The 19,082-nt window shown below is 45.3% G+C and carries 16 protein-coding genes and 1 tRNA gene; 9 read left to right on the top strand and 8 right to left on the bottom strand.

Features of this window, described 5'->3' with window-relative positions; translation table 11 throughout:
* Positions 1–2 precede the first annotated feature (2 nt).
* Both H8K52_RS06880 and H8K52_RS06875 read left to right on the top strand, forming a co-directional pair.
* Positions 3–1,274: a pectate lyase family protein gene (locus tag H8K52_RS06880; protein WP_186922148.1), complete on the top strand. Its 1,272-nt coding sequence runs from the start codon at positions 3–5 to the stop codon at positions 1,272–1,274.
* 158 nt (positions 1,275–1,432) lie between these two features.
* Complete coding sequence (locus H8K52_RS06875; protein WP_343044143.1) at positions 1,433–2,059, top strand: sulfite exporter TauE/SafE family protein; 627 nt, start codon at positions 1,433–1,435, stop codon at positions 2,057–2,059.
* Between the two features lie 84 nt (positions 2,060–2,143).
* Here the strand turns inward: H8K52_RS06875 and H8K52_RS06870 are convergent, their stop codons facing one another.
* From H8K52_RS06870 to H8K52_RS06860, 3 genes are all read right to left on the bottom strand, one after another.
* Positions 2,144–3,979 (bottom strand): glycoside hydrolase family 28 protein, encoded by a 1,836-nt coding sequence (locus tag H8K52_RS06870; RefSeq protein ID WP_186922146.1) that lies wholly within the window; start codon positions 3,977–3,979, stop codon positions 2,144–2,146.
* Between the two features lie 280 nt (positions 3,980–4,259).
* Complete coding sequence (locus tag H8K52_RS06865) at positions 4,260–5,495, bottom strand: DUF4861 family protein (RefSeq protein WP_186922145.1); 1,236 nt, start codon at positions 5,493–5,495, stop codon at positions 4,260–4,262.
* Positions 5,496–5,517: 22 nt separating this feature from the next.
* Positions 5,518–6,933, bottom strand: coding sequence for a glycoside hydrolase family 88/105 protein (locus H8K52_RS06860; RefSeq protein ID WP_186922144.1), 1,416 nt, complete (start codon positions 6,931–6,933; stop codon positions 5,518–5,520).
* Between the two features lie 269 nt (positions 6,934–7,202).
* Between H8K52_RS06860 and H8K52_RS21035 the strand changes: the two genes are divergently transcribed.
* Positions 7,203–7,349 carry a hypothetical protein gene (locus tag H8K52_RS21035; protein ID WP_222613712.1) on the top strand — a complete coding sequence of 49 codons (147 nt, stop codon included), beginning with the start codon at positions 7,203–7,205 and terminating at the stop codon, positions 7,347–7,349.
* Here the strand turns inward: H8K52_RS21035 and H8K52_RS06855 are convergent.
* The 4 genes from H8K52_RS06855 to H8K52_RS06840 all read right to left on the bottom strand — a co-directional run bounded on the left by H8K52_RS06855 (position 7,338) and on the right by H8K52_RS06840 (position 10,593).
* A complete protein-coding gene (locus H8K52_RS06855) occupies positions 7,338–8,036 on the bottom strand; it encodes a FadR/GntR family transcriptional regulator (protein WP_186922143.1) in 699 nt (232 codons plus the stop codon). The two genes, H8K52_RS21035 and H8K52_RS06855, sit on opposite strands and share 12 nt — an antisense overlap.
* 1,050 nt (positions 8,037–9,086) lie before the next feature.
* Positions 9,087–9,752: a hypothetical protein gene (locus H8K52_RS06850; protein WP_186922142.1), complete on the bottom strand. Its 666-nt coding sequence runs from the start codon at positions 9,750–9,752 to the stop codon at positions 9,087–9,089.
* 127 nt (positions 9,753–9,879) lie between these two features.
* Positions 9,880–10,434, bottom strand: coding sequence for a hypothetical protein (locus H8K52_RS06845; protein ID WP_186922141.1), 555 nt, complete (start codon positions 10,432–10,434; stop codon positions 9,880–9,882).
* A gap of 90 nt (positions 10,435–10,524) precedes the next feature.
* Positions 10,525–10,593: transfer RNA gene (locus H8K52_RS06840), tRNA-Phe, on the bottom strand.
* Between the two features lie 325 nt (positions 10,594–10,918).
* Between H8K52_RS06840 and abiEi the strand changes: the two genes are divergently transcribed.
* From abiEi to H8K52_RS06810, 6 genes are all read left to right on the top strand, one after another.
* Positions 10,919–11,458 carry a type IV toxin-antitoxin system AbiEi family antitoxin gene (abiEi, locus tag H8K52_RS06835; RefSeq protein WP_186922140.1) on the top strand — a complete coding sequence of 180 codons (540 nt, stop codon included), beginning with the start codon at positions 10,919–10,921 and terminating at the stop codon, positions 11,456–11,458.
* Entirely contained in the window at positions 11,458–12,360 is a 903-nt protein-coding gene (locus H8K52_RS06830; protein ID WP_222613711.1) for a nucleotidyl transferase AbiEii/AbiGii toxin family protein, read from the top strand. The genes abiEi and H8K52_RS06830 overlap by 1 nt, the downstream gene beginning before the upstream one ends.
* Before the next feature lie 633 nt (positions 12,361–12,993).
* Positions 12,994–13,443, top strand: a complete 450-nt coding sequence (locus H8K52_RS06825; protein ID WP_186922138.1) for a hypothetical protein — start codon at positions 12,994–12,996, stop codon at positions 13,441–13,443.
* Between the two features lie 337 nt (positions 13,444–13,780).
* A complete protein-coding gene (locus H8K52_RS06820) occupies positions 13,781–14,035 on the top strand; it encodes a helix-turn-helix domain-containing protein (RefSeq protein WP_186922137.1) in 255 nt (84 codons plus the stop codon).
* A gap of 3 nt (positions 14,036–14,038) precedes the next feature.
* Positions 14,039–15,364 carry a type II toxin-antitoxin system HipA family toxin gene (locus H8K52_RS06815; protein ID WP_186922136.1) on the top strand — a complete coding sequence of 442 codons (1,326 nt, stop codon included), beginning with the start codon at positions 14,039–14,041 and terminating at the stop codon, positions 15,362–15,364.
* Between the two features lie 108 nt (positions 15,365–15,472).
* Complete coding sequence (locus tag H8K52_RS06810; protein WP_186922135.1) at positions 15,473–15,859, top strand: antitoxin Xre/MbcA/ParS toxin-binding domain-containing protein; 387 nt, start codon at positions 15,473–15,475, stop codon at positions 15,857–15,859.
* A 380-nt stretch (positions 15,860–16,239) separates the two neighbouring features.
* On the opposite strand, the gene H8K52_RS06805 is transcribed toward H8K52_RS06810, so the two are convergent.
* Positions 16,240–18,927: a hypothetical protein gene (locus H8K52_RS06805; protein ID WP_186922134.1), complete on the bottom strand. Its 2,688-nt coding sequence runs from the start codon at positions 18,925–18,927 to the stop codon at positions 16,240–16,242.
* Positions 18,928–19,082: the final 155 nt, after the last annotated feature.

Raw genomic sequence — 19,082 nt, 5'->3', positions numbered from 1 at the left:
TCTTGATATCAGCCCACGTCAGTGCCGCCGATTTTTTATCGCAACAAAAGCAATATGCGTACTCCGCCGATATGCCGTGGCTAGCGTCTATACAAGGCGGGCGCGGTGGACAAGTATTACGTGTCACGAACTTGTACAAAGAGGGGCCAGGTTCTTTGCGTGCCGCGCTCGAGACGAAAGGGCCACGGATTGTCGTCTTTGAAGTTGGCGGAGTGATTGATCTTGAACGCAGTGTTTTGCAAGTGACTGAGCCTTACTTGACGATACTTGGGCAAACAGCACCAGCCCCTGGTGTGACTTTGATTCGTGGTGGTATCAATATACGTGCATCACAGACCATCATTCAACATTTGCGCGTGCGTACTGGCGCAGACGGCCAATCCAAAGCGAGCGGCTGGGAAGTGGACGGCATCAATATTTCGGCCGCGCATCATGTGTTGATTGATCATTGCAGCATCAGCTGGGCGATTGATGAAAACATGTCGGCATCGGGCCCGCGTTTTAAAGGCGAGACACCGAATGATTGGCGTAGCGGCACCAGCCACCACATCATGTTTTCGAACAATATCGCGGCAGAAGGACTAGCTGAGTCCAGTCATAGCAAGGGTGAGCATTCCAAAGGCAGCCTAGTGCATGACAATGTCACGCAGATCGTTTTTTACCGCAATATTTGGGCACACAATGTAGAACGCAATCCTCTACTCAAAGGCGGTGTACAAGCGAGTGTGGTGAATAATCTCATCTACAATCCGCGCGCAAAAGCGATTCATTACAATCTAATGGCATTGGAGTGGGGCGAGCATGCGTATCAGTTGGGTAAATTGAATGTGGTCGGCAATGTGATGCGCGGCGGCCTTTCCACAAAAAAAGGACTGCCTTTGGTCAGCCTCGGTGGTGACGGCGATTTAGCGTACTTTGAGAAAGACAATATCGCGGTCGATCAATTCGGTGTGCCTTTACCGATGTTGGGGCGCTATGGCCAGACGCGTGCACAATTATTGGTGAAAGAAGCGCCTATCGAGTGGCCAGAAGGTTTGCTAACAATGCCAACCAAAGATGTCGAAACAGAATTGCTACGTTATGCTGGCGCTCGTCCTTGGGATAGAGATGCTGATGATGTCCGCATACTTTTTTATATCGCCGAAGGTCGTGGAACGATTATCAATGACGAACGCGAGGTCAGTAGCTATCCGAAAGTCAAGATGACGCAGGCGGCGTTCAATGAACAAGATTGGGATATGGTTAATGGAATACCGAAAGCAGCATCGCGATGAATGAGCGCAAGTATCAACTCGCTCGTGGATGCCTGTTATGCATGAAATGAGTTTGCTAGCTTGGATAATTTGTGCCGCCGCTATTTTGATCACGGGTATTTCGAAATCTGCATTTGGTGGCGCATTGGGAGGAGTGGGCGTACCTTTGATGGCGATTTTTGCCACCGCGATTGGTTGTCGCAGTTTTATTGCCAATCCTGTGTGTGATGGACGTGTTCGGCGTGAAAGCGTATTGGAAAAAGTGGTCACTCGCGGAGTTAAAAGTTATCTTACCTGGTGGAATACTCGGTATCGTTCTGGGCTCGTTCGCGATGGGCGTGTTTTCTGACAAACTTATCAAAGGCATGATAGGCGTGATCGCTGTGGCGTTTATGTTGGACAGGATGTTTCAACTGCGCCAACGTCTGCGGTGGCAACAACAACCCGGTAAATTTTTTGCACGCGTCTGTGCCACGGTTTCGGGTGTGACCAGCACGGTGGCGCACGCCGGTGGGCCGCCCATTTTGGTTTATTTGATGGCGAAAAATTTGGCGAAGGAGCAATTCGTCGCGACCACAGCAGTGTTTTTTACCGTGGTGAATGCAGGTAAATTACTACCTTACTTCGCACTCGGTTTTTTCACTTTGGATAGTTTGCAAATCGCCGCTTGCCTGGCGATTTTTGCACCGCTCGGTGTATGGATGGGTTTGCATGTGCTGCGAGTGATTCCTGAGCGCTATTTCTATTCCTTGGCAACAGGTTTGCTAGGAATTTCGGGCATCAAACTGATTCACGATGCGCTGTGATTTGTTGAAGATTAGACTTTAGCCACTTTTATATCTTCATCATCGGACCGTGCGAGGTGCACGATCCGATGATATCGAGAGAAACTAAGTCGATAAAGTCTCGGTGTAAGTTTTACCGTTAATCTTGATGTTTTCCAACTGTAGATTCTGCACATGATGCAAGAACCAAGGTGCATTTTGATTACGCACGGTACCGAAATCACAGTTGCGTATACTGACATTCTGTATCGGTAAAATTGCTTGTTTCGTCTTGCCGTTATAACTCGATGCGACAGGGCCTAATAAGACGAACGCTTGGTAAGCAGAGTAATTACCACCATTGATATTCACCGTGCCGACTTTGACGTTGGAAATGTGAATATCGGAAATCACAGGAGGACGTATGCGTACGCTATCGTCAGCGGGTGCGTAATCGCAATCGATAGTGATGACTGCACCTGCACTAGAGGAAACCGTCTGCGCTGGAATTTGCGAATCGGGCAAAGGCTTATAGAATCCTGCAGTCGTTTTTACGCCATTCGGTATCGTGATATTGCGTACATAAAAATGTCGCAAAAAGCCACCGCGATTCATATTCGTTTTCATGCGGATCGCTGTATTTAAAGCATCCTTATCCCAATGCATATTGCGGAAGTCTAAATCTTGCGCGTAGATATGTTCGATGCCAGCCGCCATTTCACTGCCCAAGGTGACGGCGCCATGCCCGCTATTCATAACGCAATGTTGAATGACGATATTGCGCGTCGGGCCAAACTGGGTGTCGCGGTTTTTACCAGATTTGATCGCGATGCAATCGTCGCCCGTATTGAAGGTGCAATGATCGACAAGTACTGTGTCGCAAGCTTCAGGATCGAAGCCATCACTATTTGGACCCATGCTGTCCATGTTCACTTTACTGATGTGCACATTGCGGCATTTGACTGGGTGATGCAACCAGAATGGTGCTGCTTGGATCTTGTAGCCTTTCAATTCGACATTGGTACAAGATATCAGTTCTATCATGCAGGGGCGCAGGTAATGCCCGATGCCGAGAATACGCGCAGAAGTCGGGATGCCAAGTTCAGACAATGCCGGTAAAAAGCGCGAATCTGTGCGCCATTTATCACCGACGCCTTGTACTAGTTTTTTTGCTTCTTCGGTCAGCGATGGTGCCAATAGATCGAGATTTTCTGGATTGTTCGGGTTCACATTCACTTCAGAATTGAGGATAGGCTTCTTAGGATTTTTTCTCCCTTTCCAATCCCACCAATTGCCAGAACCATCTTCAAACAAAGTGCCACCTTGACCATCTAAAATACTGCTCCAATCTTCGCCCGTAATCGCAATATTGTTTTCACCGTAGGCATACACCATAGGTGAATAATTTAAACAGTCATTGCCTTGCCAACGCGAGATGACCAGCTTGCCATTTTTACCGCAATCGATATCGCCATATTTTGCATAGTCGGCTGGGTTGGCGCTGAAGAACACATGAGCATTCGCCGCCAGATGCAAGTGCACGTTGGAGCGCAAACGGATGGGACCTGCGCAATACCAATTCCCTGCTGGGATCAGAACGCGACCACCGCCCGCTTTATTGCATGCCTGTATCGCATGTTTAATCGCTTCGTAACAATCGTGGGAGTTAGGTTTTGGTGTCAACACTTCGCCATCAATAGCGCCTTCGGTATCGGATGCGATTTGCGCATTGACAGTGATGACGTCACAAGTCTTTGCGCCAAATTTCGTAATCGGAAAATCACGTTTGGCGAATTTGATTGGTTTAGAAAACTGTTTAACGATGCTCGCAGCACGCTGCCATGGATCGCTTTCTGTTGCTGTTGTCAGTTGCGACAAGCTGAGTGCTGGGATGCCAAACAGGCTGGCGGCGCTGGAGAAGCGCAGTATGCTGCGGCGTTTTATATTGATAGAGGTAGTCATGTTTTTTGAGTATTTATCTTGTTAAGTATTCTGTGGTGTTCAAAACTCCCTTCTCCCGCAAGCGGGAGAAGGGAAGGGGATGAGGGGTGTTCAGCATAGCTTTGAAAGAATTCCCAGCGTTAGAATGCTGAAGTTTTTGGTCTATGGTTAATTCGAGATTTTGCATCACTGAGCCACCCTCACCCTAACCCTCTCCCGCTTGCGGGAGAGGGAACAGTTCAGCGTTAATTTTATGAGTCGCGTATCGAGAAGTTTCAATTTCTGTCACGATGAAAATTGCTCATTTCTTACCACCACGCAAACTGACCTTAATCGGATCTTGATAACGCGCAGCCATCTTACTCAGATACGCATCCCACGCTTCTTTAGTTTTAATATCACCCCAACGCTCCCAAATCGCACCTGCGTAATAGGTCATGGTTTTGCCGCTGTGCACAGGAGCCAAAATTAAATGATTCAAATTGTCTTCGGCATATTCATTGGCAGCCGGCAAAATAATCGCTGTGCCGAATGCACCTTTAGTTGACTGTTGTATCCATTGTGAGAGTGAGGTTGATTTTAGATTTTTCTCTACGCTGATTGTTGGTTCTTGACCTTTGTCCGATGGGGTCTTATTTAATCCCACAGCCGCGGTCAATGCGGCACCACCTGTGTACTGAAAAGTGCTTTCTATTTTGTCGAGATAATGACCAGCATCTACTGTAAATCGTTTGGTTTCTGTGATCGCTACGCCCGCTGCATCCCAGCTTTGATAGCTGAGTTCGAACACGGTGCGTACCGGACCATTGGCCAGAATTTTCCATTTTTCATAATTGATGCTGGTATGGAGCTGCTTGCCATCCCAAATGCCAGTGCCGCCGCAACCGCGTGACTTACCGACGTTGTACATGTCTAAGCCTTCGCCTTCATCTTTATGATAATGGTCATGCCCTTTGTTGTACCAACGATCCACGATAGGGTAGGGCACGCGCTTAAACCAAATGTCGATGCCGCTAGTGATTAAGACTTCTTTGGTCACGCCCACTGGCGCTGGTGCGGCTAAGGCCAGACCATAGGTGCGATGGCCGATTTTGTCGTTTTCCCAGGCAAAATCATCGAGTCGTTCAGGTATATGGCGACCAAAAGCCTTGGTTTCAAACACCGGCGCTACCGTATCAATTTTCTCTATCGTGAAAACCGTTGTTTTTTCACCGGCGGCGAAGTTGTGTTGAAAGATCAATTCACCATAAGCGATACCCACGCCTTGCGGGTCTTTCGCTTGAGGCGCGACATTGGTAACTTGATAGGGCAATACTTTGCCGTTTTTATCCTTGACGGCGATTCTTTGAATTAAAGCATGAGGCAAATATTGATTCACCTGCGACCATGGAATCGTGATGGTTTCGGATGGGCGCGCATCGTTTAATTGATGCGTGACTGTGACCGTCAATTGTTCTTGTGCTTGGCTGTGCAGGGCAAATAAGCTAAGAGGAAGTAGACCTAAGCTGAGTACAATGGCTTTACATTGAAGACGCATAATGATTATCCTAAAGTGTGATTTAGTGATGTTCGCGATAGTCTGTCTTATCCGCACCAGTCGGTACGTAGTGATACGTTCTGACTTTATGCTCGACATTGAAAGCCGGATTTTTCAGCATCTGCAAAATCTCCGCGCCCGCCATCAGCATAGGTCCATAGCCGTGTAATGCTTCGACACTAGTCGGACGGTGATAGTAGTAAGTCTGATCGCTGGCAAAGGTCGTGCCGACGCAGATTCCTTCGATCTCACCTTTCTCGGTAATGCGAGTAGATAAACCTGTCCAACCCGCTTGGGCAATAGAACCCCAGGTACTAGGACTGATCCAGCCCTGATTCACTGCATGCGCAATCGCGTACACAAACATGGCACTAGCGGAAGTTTCCAAATAGGAGTCATGCCGGTCTAACATCTGATGCCACAAGCCTTGTCCTGATTGCTGTTCGGCGATGCCTTTCAAACTCAAACGCAATTGGTTTAATACTTTCGCGTAACCAGGATGATCTTTCGGTAAAACATCGAGTAAATCTGACATTGCTAACACCGCCCAACCGTTAGCACGTGCCCAATAGAAACGTGGTGCGTCGGGATTGTTTGCATTCCAGCCGTGCGTGTATAAGTTGTTTTGTTGGTTGAACATGTAAGTGGACATTTGCAATACATTACGCACTGCATCGTCAAAGTAGGATTTGTCGCCGATTAAACGACCGATTTCTGCCAATGCGGGAATCCCCATATACATATCATCCGCCCATAGAGAAACCGCTTGCGGACGTTTGCGCGCTAGCGTGCCATCACTTAAACGGAATTGCTGTTTGCTGACCCAATTGCTGCAAGTTTGTATCATGTCATTCAAATCTGGGCCAATTTTTGCAAGTCGAACGCGTATCAACGCGGCACACATGGAGCCGGCATCATCTAATGAGCGTGGATCTAAAAAACGCGAAAAGCTATTGCCACGTTCTAGGTGAAATTGATCTTCTTGGGCTTTGAAATAAGGCTTAGTTTGCGCAAAGAAGCTAAGATGACGCTCAGTCATATCTGTAAAGCGTTTGTCATTAGTCGCAGCACGCACCTTCAAGAGTCCCGAATGAACTACGCCCATCTCATAGACCATGATGCCGTAGTCACCTTTGCTCGGTTCGAAGATTGCTTCCTTAATTGGTTTTTTAAAATCAGTGATCGCTGCACCAGTGGATTTATTGATTACGCGGGTCGGTGTAGTCGACTCCAGATAAGTGCGAATTCTATGCAGAGCATCCGTAACTTCCTTCGCGACAGGTTTCTTGTATGGCACTGGGTAAGTGCCTTCGCCAGAGTCGGCCAAGTTGGGATTGTCGGGGTTGCGGAACTTGCGTTCCTTCTCATCTGCCAGCGCTGCATTCTGGATAAACAGAGTGCAAAGCACGGCGCACAACAATTTTGCTTGAAGTTTCATAGTCGTCTCGAGTTTAGTTTTTGAAATCGGTGAGATATAAATATTTGGTCAGGCCATTTTAATGTGGTAAGACCAAATATGCAATGTGGACTAGCCGAATGTGGTCTTTTTGAGGAAGAATATTTTCAAATAAGTATCTGATTTCTAAGCATAAGAGGCTTAGTTGTCATGATAGTCAATTTGCTGTCGGTGTGAGAGTCGGACTGTGCGAACGCTGCACAAATGGTGTCCCGAGATGAACGTTATCTGAGATTGATTGAACGGCTGTGATGAATGTTGACTACGAAGAAGCACAGGATGGTCGGGAAAATTGTAGGGCGGGTACAACCCGCGCCGCCAGCCCATCGAGCACCCCAGCAGCGCGGGTTGTACCCGCCCTACGAGATAATGTCTGTGAACTAAATTTAACCGCGTGAGAAAGTCCGGCTAACACGATCCAAATGGGCACGCATGGCTTGTTTCGCGCCGTTCGCATCATGCGCGGCAATTGCTTCTAGAATAGCTCGATGATCGAGCAGGGTTTGCTTGCGTAATTCTTCCGTCTGAAAATGCTCTTTCAACTTGTGCCACAAGCTGCCGCGTTGATTCCAAAGGTATTCAATCACACCCACCAGTGCACTATTACCCGTGGCACGCGCAATCGCGAGATGAAAATTTCTATCTGCCATTTCGTTCTCATTGCGATTATCGTGATGGCGTTCCATTTCAAGAACGGCTTTCAGGATGGCATCTATCGCCGAGTCAGTCGCATTTTTGGCAGCAATCGCCGCAATCTCGGATTCAATCAGACGGCGGGCAGACAGTACTTCAAAAGGACCGGGGCCGACTTCCAAAACATCTGCATCAGCCTTCACCTGCTCACTCACATACACACCAGAACCGCCACGCACTTCGACGATGCCACCCAGCTCTAAAGCGATCAAGGCTTCACGTAAAGAGGCGCGGCTGACATTGAGTTTGCTGGCTAAATCACGTTCAGACGGCAAGCGTTCACCGGCGGCGATGTTTTCCTCTTTGATCAGTTGTTGAATGCGGGCGGAGACAACGCGATACAAGCGTGGTTCAGGGGCAAGTGTTTCGACTGCTGCAGCAACTTTTTTCATTGAATCTAAGAAGGTAAGTGAGGTAGATGGGGATAAAAATGACAAGGTTTATTCTAAATTGGTCTGTCCAATGTCGCAAGCAATGTCGTCGTCTTGGGACGTCAATTCGCTATTAAATCAGTGTTTTATCCCTGTTATGCCGCTCCCGCTCCGATTCATGCAGATTGGCGACCCAGTTCTTGACGTCGTATAGCATTTTTTAAAAACGTACGTGCTGGTAGGATTTACCCGTATTTACTCCAAACAAATAAACGCGTGGCTTGGCTATTTTTTAAAGGCTGAGTATTTAAGACTAATAAATGAACTAACCCTTTTCATGCTCACATTTCCGCTTTACCGTTCACATGGGAAGTGGGGTGTCGGATGATAAATATGCGGCCGTTTGGAGCGTTGCACATTCAACAGTTTAGGACGCAATGGATTTGGCGTTGTGTACAGGCCAGCGCGCTGCTGACGTGCTTAAGATCGTTGTTTCAGATATAGCGGATGGGAATTTATCGATTTCACGAAACAAGACCGGGAAAAAAGCTGAGAATTATGATAGAGGGCGAGCTTAACGCTATGATCGACCGGATTCTGGCGAAACCTAGAGGCAAGATAAATCAAGCACTCTTGCAAGATCATTGTGGTCAAACTTTGACATATTTTGCCCGACGATCAAGATTTGACAAAGCGCGAGAAAAAGCCGGAGTGAGTTTTTAGATTCGTGATTTGCGCGCCAAGACCGCGACGGATACTAATGACTTGACACATGCTCAACGGTTGCTCGGGCATAAAAATCGAACGACCACCGAAATCTATACGAGAGATAGAAAAGTTGACTTAGTACAACCGTTGAAACGAAGTCAAAAAAAGGCGACTGTTTAAAGTAACTACGTGAGTTTTTGTGCAGTTTTTGTCGGCATATTTTCAGGGAAGCCACATACACAATTCAATCTAGGATGGATGTATTTTTTTGTCAATATTCGCAATTATACCGACCTTGCTGGGGCGCATCGCTTTACTAGCTATTAAAATGTGTTTGTATATACTTGTTTGGCGAAATTAAAATCATAACCCTGCTTGTTCAGAATACTTAGCGAGAACAGCATTTTGAAGATTTAACGCAGCAGTTCGAAACACAAGCAGCTCTTCTTTTTCGAATTTTTGAATGTCAATCTTATCTAAGTCGATAGTCGGATCCGTTTTAGATCGCCTCAATAAATATAATACATTGGAATTCCATTTCCATACTGCGTTTGCAGAATCGTTAAACTGATTCAGTTCATGCTCAATTTCAGGAAAGTAGGTCATTTTATAGACCAAAAGGCGGGACATTTGCGAGTTACTGAATTCAAGAATTTTTTCTTCGTTTTTCAATTGTTCATTGCGAGATTTTTCGAGCCAATGTTCAACGAAGAATGTTGTTTCAATAAAATTTTCCAGTTTCTCTCTGATGAGTGCTTTTCGTGCTGATGCTTCTGCAAAGTCGGAAGAGATTTTAACTTTTATGCTCTCAGTTGCTGTGGTGTTTATTTTTAGCTGTTGCAGTAAGTTATCGAAGTCTTCTTTGGTGGCTAAATTTTCACCACGTTTTTTTAAATAAGCAACACAAAATGCACTAATTGCGCCACTCACGATAGACACCGCAATAAGGGCTAAATAAAAAAAGGAATTCTTAAATAATGCATTTGTTATAATCTCTTCCGCAATTTTTTTTATTAATTCTTCAGGCATAGGTCTAGATCCAAGGAAAATTGTAGAGCAAGGCCGGTAATTGTAGAACAAATAATCAAAAAATAAGGCTTAGGCTTACATCACTGTAAGCCCTGGAATTTTTACGTGTGAGTCACATACGGTAAGATCAAGCTTTTCTAGACGTCAGCACAGAAGTAGTTTTCTTTGCTGCTGATTTGCCAACGGCTTTCGTTGCAATTGGCTTGGTAGTCGCTGTCTTCGCAATTGGCTTGGTAGTCGCTGTCTTCGCACTTGGCTTGGGAGTCGCCTTCTTCGCAATTGGTTTGGCAGCGGCTTTCTTCGAAAATATTTTAGCGGTAGCTCTCTTGTCGCCTTCGAACCTAAATGCATCCCCCCGTGGTGACGAATTTAACCCTTTTCGAATATCAGTCGAAGTGCTGACACTGATAGATCTTCTATTTTCTGCCTTTCGTAAATCCATTTTGATTTCTTTTGGGATGTTTAGTTCCGAAATGTCAATACCCCAATTTTTCAGATACGATAAAATCGTTTGTATTACAAGTGACTGAGCATCATTTCCTTGTAAGTATTCCGCTTGAATTTGTACGGAAAATTTCTTAGCCTGTTTTTCTTTTTCTTCTGATGTAATGTTTGCTTCTAGTTTTTCTAGTAGGCGATAAGAAGTTTTTAGGAGATTCCAAGTTGCGCTTAAAGGAAACATGATTGCACCACCCAGCTAAGAATTGTAGAAAAACGGTGAGAATTGTAGAAAAGCCGCTTAACAAATTTCTTCGTTAAGCGGCTTCTATATTGGTGGCCCGGGGCGGAATCGAACCACCGACACAAGGATTTTCAATCCTCGATTAAATCATTTAAAAACAACGGGTTAGATCTATTTTTGCTCCGCAATTCGCTATTTTTGATAAAAATTTTTACCCAGAGAAATTAGAGTTTTCCAAGAATTGCGGAGCAAGAAAAATATACTTTTGTATCGGGAAAAAAAAGCCCTGATTTTGAAGGGGGAAATCTACGTAACGATAAGGACTCTTATCAAATTTAAGAGAATGATGCTACAAATTTAATTATTCATGTTTTTACCCCATAAAAGTAGGGTTTATCATCACTTAATTGACATTTTTTGAATCTGACATATAATAAGTTTCATGTAACCCTATAAATAAGTAGGGAATATTGAGATTTCCATTATGAAATTACCTGAAGCCATTCGAAAATTTCAAGAGCTCGATCAAGCTGGTGTTTATGTCTTTTCCCGCGATGACATTCAAAAAATGTTCCCCGATGAAAAAGAGAAAGCATTAGAGAAGTCATTAGAGCGTCTGCGCGGTGCCGGCATTCTTGAATATCCGTGCAAGGGTGTGTATATCAATGCGCTGGCCAAGTCGAAGAAAGCGCGTGTCATTGAAGATATTGCCGCGGTATTGCGGCGAGGATCCTACTCGTATGTAAGCCTAGAATCGATTCTTTCGGAGTATGGAGATATTTCACAGATTCCAGTCAGCATGCTTACCCTGATGACGACTGGCCCGCGCGGTGTCTATAAAACAAATTATGGGACGGTGGAATTTACTCACACGAAGCGATCGCTTTCTGAGATCGCGCAGCGCACTGTTTTTGATAAAGAACGGCGGCTGCGTATTGCTACTCGTGAAGCTGCGCGCCAGGATCTACGGCGCGTAGGGCGTAACCTCTCGCTATTGGCACAACCTGAATATGAAAGATCATGATGAAAAGGGAAGACTTTAAGGCGCTGGTTGATCTCGCTATGACGCAACCAGGTCGACAAGCCATGCGACCAGTTGTAGAAAAAGAGATCCTTCATTACGATATTTTTGCCGCACTGGAAAAAGAAAATCTCTTATCCAGATTGGTATTTCAGGGAGGGACTTCTCTACGCTTGTGCTGGAACTCAAATCGTTTTAGTGAGGATCTAGATTTCGCTGGCGGTCGTGACTTTGATGCTGCCAAACTTAGCGCAATTAAGTCGGCAATCGAATCTCATATTGGCGAAAGGTATGGATTGTTAGTCGAAGTAAAGGAGCCAAAAGAGTCTTCTTTTGTCAGCAAATGGCAAGTGACCGTTGAAACCTCGCCTGGTGAGCGAAATTTACCTCGGCAGCGGATCAAGATCGAGATCGCAAATATCCCGGCCTACACCGAAGAGCTGCGGCCGGTCCTGCAAAATTATGATTTTCTGATGGGTTATGGCGCCAACATTTTAGTCCGTGTTGAGACGCTCGATGAAATTTTGGCAGATAAGGTTTTGGCCTTCCCTGCCAGCACAAAACATATCCGGTACCGCGATATTTGGGACATTGCATTTTTAACGCAGCGTGGTGCGCGCCTAAACTCAGATCTTGTCGTGAAGAAGATGGGGGACTACAGAACAGAAAATTACGAGGAATTACTCCAAAACGCGATCGTAGCACTTCCAGAGATCATTCAATCTAAGCGCTTCTTAGATGAAATGCGCCGCTTTATCGACGGACAGACGCTCGAAGGAACATTAGAGAAGCCAGGGTTCTTGACTTACCTTGAAACGACCGTTGGGGGCGTATTTAAAGGTATGCAACAGGCTTTAAAACTTGATCCCAATGTGGAAAACGAACGACAGACATTTCGAATGTAGTCTCTGTTTCAGAGTTAAGCTAAATAATCAGGGTTAAAGAATTTTTTAATATCCGCTGGAGGCATGTCCCCCTCTGGAAGCTTTGTAAGAAGGAAAGAGATCGGGGTCGACAAAGATAAGAATTTGAATAAGTACGTGATTAACGAAATCATATGTCGAAATTCTTTTGTCTCGTATTTTTTTCGGGGTGTCCATTTATGTGGAAACCCGGCACGCTATGGGACGATATTCGTAGACAGAATACGAATTGGTTATCAGATCGAAAAATACACACGTTACACCTTTAAAGTCTTCAGTCTTGCTGAAATCTGGCGCATCCATTTTTCGGCCGGTTACATGTGACAAAACTATTGCACAATTTCCTCGATTTGAATCGAGAATTGCTTGCAACAGCATAACCCAAGTGGCGAATTGTCGCTTTACAGCTGCTAGCAAGATTCAAATGAGTAAATGGACTCTCCTAAAATTAATCGACGATTTTATCCAGCCCCCTGATATTCAATTTTGAGTGCGCGCCAGCATTAAATAGACCATTTTTCGCAGTTTATACGATAGTGGCTTTTGAAAAAATTGAGATAGACTGGATTTGCTCTCTAAACAAACCGCAGGTTGTCGCTTGGTTTTGAGACAAACTTGAAATTTTCAATAATATTTTTAGGACAAATGAAAATGATAAATCGCACTGTAGTTAACCCTAGCATCATTAAACGTGAGTTGAAAAAATTTGTCACATCGTTGCGAGACGCTGAAGTACTTAGACTTTGCAGAAATGGCTCAATTTGGTTAAAGGTCGAATCTGTTTCGAGAGATAAGGTCACGCAAGATGACTTTTGTGCCTTGGGCTTAGCGCAGGACCAAAATACTATCCAACTTGGTGCCAGAAATAATTTGGTGTTGATGTCTAATTTTGATGGTTTGGCTGATGCTTTTTGTGAAGACCATTTTGGTAACGAAAATGACGCATTTTATGAGTCGCCTTCGCTACCAAAATACAATCCTGAATTTGGGAAGATACTTTTAGCTAATTGTATTGAATCGAGTTTTGATTCTGATTTTGACTCTCTTCTAGATAGGTTACTGTAAAAAGTTGCTCATTGAAGGCCTAAGGGCGCTAAATTTCTTGGCGCGCACTCAAATTCGACCTAGTCAATTTTGAATGCGCGTCAAGGGGGGGCGAATAAAATTTTTTCCTCGAGAATCTCGTTTGTTTGGGGAATTACAGAGCAGAAAAATGCCGATTTTTGGGTGCAAAGGTTCACTTTTTCGCTGCCCCTTCGCGTTAAAAATACCATTTAAACAAATAATTTGTATTTACCACTTATGGGAGTAAAATAAATTTATTCGTTAAACAGCTAAAGAGGGCTGGTTTTCCATGAGGGCGGTCCTTTGTATTGATCGCAATAACCAACAAGAGGTCGCAATGAAACAAGTGATAAGTGTACCCGATCAGCTCGGCCACATCCTGCAATCAAGCCGAAAATCAGCCCGAATTTCGCAAGCGCTCATGGCGGACAAATTGGGGATTAGCCAAAGCCGTATTTCGGCGATGGAGCTTGATCCAGCCTCAATCAGCCTCGGACAGTTACTCACAATGATGGCAGCACTCGACCTCGAATTGATCGTGCAATCAAAACCTTCTGTGACTCAAATCAGTGATCAAACAGCGGAGTGGTGAAATATGGGACGCAAATCGCATTCGAAGGGACTTTCAGCTTGGATTAACGGTGAACGTGTTGGTGTCTGGCTTATTCCAACACGAGGTCCGTCACAGTTCATCTATGAACAGTCGTGGATTGATTCGCCGAGCGGTCGACCCTTATCGCTATCCCTCCCATACACTAGCGGCGGTCAAGCTCTGAAGGGAGAGCGAGTCGATCATTACTTCGATAATTTATTACCCGATAGCGAAACGATCCGGCGGCGGATCGCGACGCGCATGAAAACCGCATCCACCGCTACCTTCGATTTGCTCCAAGCGATAGGGCGTGATTGTGTCGGCGCGGTTCAACTTTTGCACGAAGACGAAGTACCTTCAAATGTGAAAACAATCAGCGGAACTCCACTCACAGAAGATGAAATTGAGAGATTGATTAACTATACGGTTAGCGATAATCCTGGTTGGCGCGATGATGAAGATGAATTGCGGGTTTCGCTTGCCGGAGCGCAGGAGAAAACCGCATTGCTGTTTCACGATGGTCGATGGATGCGACCTCATGGGGCGACGCCGACCACACATATCTTGAAATTGCCATTGGGATTGGTCGGGCAAAGACGGGCGGATTTTAGTTCTTCAGTAGAAAATGAGTGGCTGTGCATGCATTTACTAGCTGCATTTGGTTTGCCCGTAGCTGCTACCAATCTACTTCAGTTTGGTGAACAGAAAGTGTTGAGCGTCGAACGTTTTGATCGTCGTCTGCATTCATCCGGGCAGTGGATCATGCGATTGCCTCAAGAAGATTTTTGTCAGGTCAAAGGACTACCTTCTTTCCTTAAATACGAAAGCGATGGTGGGCCTAGCCTCGCTGATTTGGCTACAATTCTTGGAGGATCAGTGCGCGCAAGAGAGGATCTCGATACGCTCTTAAAAACACAGATTTTATTTTGGATGTTTGCTGCTCCGGACGGGCATGCGAAGAACTTCAGTATCCGTTTGTTGCCAGAAGGGCGTTACTCACTTGCTCCCTTATATGATGTGATGTCGATTTGGCCAGTAGAGGGAGAGGGGGCAAATCAATTTGCCTATCATAAGACGAAAATGGCAATGTCGATCAGCGGAAAGAATAAGCATTATCACTTCAAAGATATCTTGCCACGCCACTTTCACCAAATGGCAGCGAAACACTTTCAGCGAAGTGATGCGACCGAACTCATCGACGAAATTATCTCAAAAACATCGGATGCGATTACGCAAGTTGCCAGTCAACTGCCGAAGACGTTTCCTGCTAAGGTAGCCGAATCAATTTTTGCGGGCGTTCAAAAATCTGCGAATCAACTAAAATTGTAACGAGTCGGCACGTTTCGATTGTCGCAATTGAAGACTAAAGTTGACCGTAGAACGCTTAGCCGTGTATCTACGTCGATATGAAAGACGGACGAAACATATGAGGTCACAATGAACAAATCGTATCTATCAGATAAACGCATCACGTCAGACTCGGTAGGTGTAAGGGTATTCCGTGATATTTGTAAACTTTGGGGCCTGTCTTACGAGCAATCGTTGATTCTGCTGGCAGGTCATCAGGAGCGCAAGAATCATCGGGAGGAAGCATTTCCTGAGTTGACTACCGAGTCGATGCAGCGTATTTCCTATATCTTGGGAATTTATGAAAATTTGCAATTGCTTCTTCCAGATTCGACGGCATCAGACAAGTGGATGTCTGCAAAGAATAATGCTCCTATTTTTAATGGAAAGTCGGCACTCGAAAAAATACTGTCTGGCGATATTCAGGATCTTAAGCAGGTTCACCAATATTTATATGCACTAAGCGTGGGCAATTGATGTAGAGAAATTATGGCTGAGATTTATTTAGTTCTCTGGCTTTCAAGTAGCAATAATCTGTAAGTTAAGAGTTGTCTGCAAAATTAGGGGAAGTCCACACCAACTACTATCATCTCCAGCGTATCTAACGCCGACACTGGTCGAGTATGGCAAAACAAGTAGGCCTTGGTGCGACCAATGCTGAAGAAATAATCGAAGAGGTAATTGCACAGGTCCCAAAGGTGGTTGAGTCCGTGTATGGAAGATTGCCCGCAAACTTCCCTCCTTCCCTTGTTGGGTCGATAATTGAGGGGCTACAAAAACAGGCAGCCATTCTTGCTAGTCAATCGAACCTCAGTGCAACGGCAAGTTAAATTTTGTAGGTGAAAAATAGTCAAGATCTAATAGACCTTAGATGTTATAGACCACGAATTGCCGCTTATAACAGACAATATGTGTCGAGCTCGGCGCCCCGATGTGCACAAATGTCTTTTGACCCAGCGAATGCGCTCCTCCTGATCCAGTAATTCGTGGCGCTTACAAAGTATGGATGAAATTTCGTATGCAAACTCCGATGGCGCGCAATGAATCATCTTTTTGGCAGCATCGATACTTAACGCATCAACGTCTTCAAGAATCCTTAATGCATAGTTGGGATTCGCACTCCAAATTTTCTTTTCAATATCAATATTAATACCATTATCAATGTCATAAAAAGAAATGCATGCTTCCATCCAACGGAGCAGCACGTCACAGCGCTGCTCCGGGCACCATTCAATTAAAGGTTTTACATGTTTATTCCATTCTATCGGAAGGGTATTCAATAAATGAATCCTAATGCTAGGGGGGAGGTCGGGTGCCCAAGCGCACAGATGTGCGATTTCTTGATCAGATCTTCCTTCAAGTATTTCTTCGGGCGATAATGTTGACATAATCCATTGCCAAACCTCGGACAAACACGGCCTATTGAATAATTTTTCTCTCCTAGTCAAAGCCGAAATAAACGAAGGCCATAACCATCCCGCAGCCTTTTTGTCTCCCGAAGTGACTGTGTGTACTAACAATTCTTCGGCCCATCGATGGTAAATTAAATGTTCCCACCACTCTGTTCGTGGTGTCCATTGTCCTTCCCATGCAAGTGTCAATGCAAAAAGAGGATCGCTACTTTCCTTTGAGCAGTGAATCCATATAGGATCGAACTTGTCACTAAGATCTATTGCCAGACGCATGAACTCTTTCCACTCAAGTGCCAAGGATGTATTTTCTTTATCACTTTCAATACTGGGGATGCTAGGTAGAACGGCTGGCCATATTGCCGAATCTGACCAACCGGGAAAATAATCAGCAGTGAGTCCTTCAATTCTAAGCGAGGCAGGACGCTGTGCTCCTAAACTCCAGCGCCAGCAGGTTTGCATCCAACGCCACTCTCCCAATTTATCCGAGTAAGGACGTGACCAGAGCCGCGGAGCATCGAATTGTTCGAAGGTTGTTTCGCGAGCCCAAATTGCTTTGAGTATGCGATCAACGATACTTTGTTTTAACTCGCTCTTCCAAGCATGACGGGAAAGCGCCTGAAAGAACGTTTCCTCTACCCCTATTGAAGCTGGTGACCATGGATCGCTTGTCGTAAGTCGGTCGACAGCCGATTCGAGGTCAGTAGTCTGTAGCGAATTGATAACCGTATCAATGATTTTCCTGCGTGGCTCATCAAAAACAGCGGCTCCCCACATTTCGATATTGCCATCGGCGATTGCTGATCGAACGAGATCCCGGGCAAGTAAAGAGGCGTGTAACGGCGTCGCAAACTCAAACAATCCGTTCGCCTCTTCATTTATAATACCAGCATCTAATGAGCGCTGGAGATCAATCTCAGTAAGCTGATCGCTGAGCACATTGAGGTTCTGATCGATTAAACTACGCCACTCATCCCAGCTTAATGCCCCATTCCAAGCCGTTTCAAGATTGAGCCAACGCGACGCTACTAGTCGCCTAAGGATGCCTAAGTCTCGACTGTTTAAGTCATGGCGAAATTTGTCGAGTAGTTTGTTTCCGGCACCTAATTCGATGAAATTTGGCAGTGCCCTTTCGCCACTATGATGACAAAGCCTCGCTAACGAAAAGATATCCAATGATTGACAAAACAAATTGCCATCGTTATCGAATCGGTTGAGCCAATCCATAATTTGGGAGACGTTGATTAATGAGTCCAGACCAAAGTGGCTAACGCGTTTTTCTATCCATGCCAACAAGTCTGTCCGCCAGCCTGTGTTGAACTGCCATACGAGGGGTTTAATATAATCGTGAAACCCTAATTTCGACGTTAGGCACCTTAATGCGCGCTCATCCTCCGAAGCTTGTCTTGCCTCCCAACACGCAACGTCATCACCATATCGACTGTCAGCCCGCAGTGGTGGGGGAAAAGGGGAAATGATCAATACCGCGCCCTGTTCATGGAGAGCCATTAAGGGACGTAGGTCTTCAGCATTCAGCCGCCGACTGAGGTTGATCACAACAGGAGTCGGGCGGCGGAGTCGAGCCACGATAGAAGACAAATCTGCTGTACAAAGAACTTCTCTTTTGAAGCGGATTTGCAAAAAATTAGTGAGAAGCTTGGTACAAAATTGATCAGAAATCTCAAGCCACGTTACGCCCGAAGGTGGGATAACGCGGCCAGATGAAGGTCGTAATTGATACGGCACCCAATTTTCAATTACGTCTGAGCCTACATATTTTCTTATTTCTATTTCATCGCTACTTCTTGCTTGCCCTAAGTTGGGCAATTCTTCTGTTAGGAAGTCAATGGGAGGAAGTTCTGGAAACTCTTGAACTTCGAATGAATGAGTTGACGTTGCCGTATGTAAACCGAGATCGGTAACATCGATCATTAAAATCGAAGCTAGTGCTTCGGCCCACTGAGGTCGCGTTCTCCACCAACCTGTATCACCCTTATCGAGTAAGCCGATCTTGGCCGACAGTGAACGCGATTTCATAGGGGGAAGTTCAGGATGTGCCTGAATGACCTCATGTGCGAGAGCATCATTAGAAGTAATGTGCTGCCTTTCGCGTGCTTGAGTAATAAGATTTTGCATGGTGCAAGCTGATGATGGCAATCCCATAGCATAAATCAAAAACCAAAATGCATGCAACGAATTATGCAACGATGCAATGCATTGCAAGGCTCGTTGCTTAACTTATCCATGTCTTTTACAGTATCTCCAGAAATTTTTTTATTGAGGAGATTGAA

Origin of the sequence: Affinundibacterium seohonense, assembly GCF_014284305.1 — a bacterium.
Lineage (GTDB): Bacteria > Pseudomonadota > Gammaproteobacteria > Burkholderiales > Burkholderiaceae_D > Undibacterium > Undibacterium seohonense.
The sequence above is the reverse complement of the archived record's forward strand: the minus strand, read 5'-3'. Positions and strand labels throughout refer to the sequence as shown.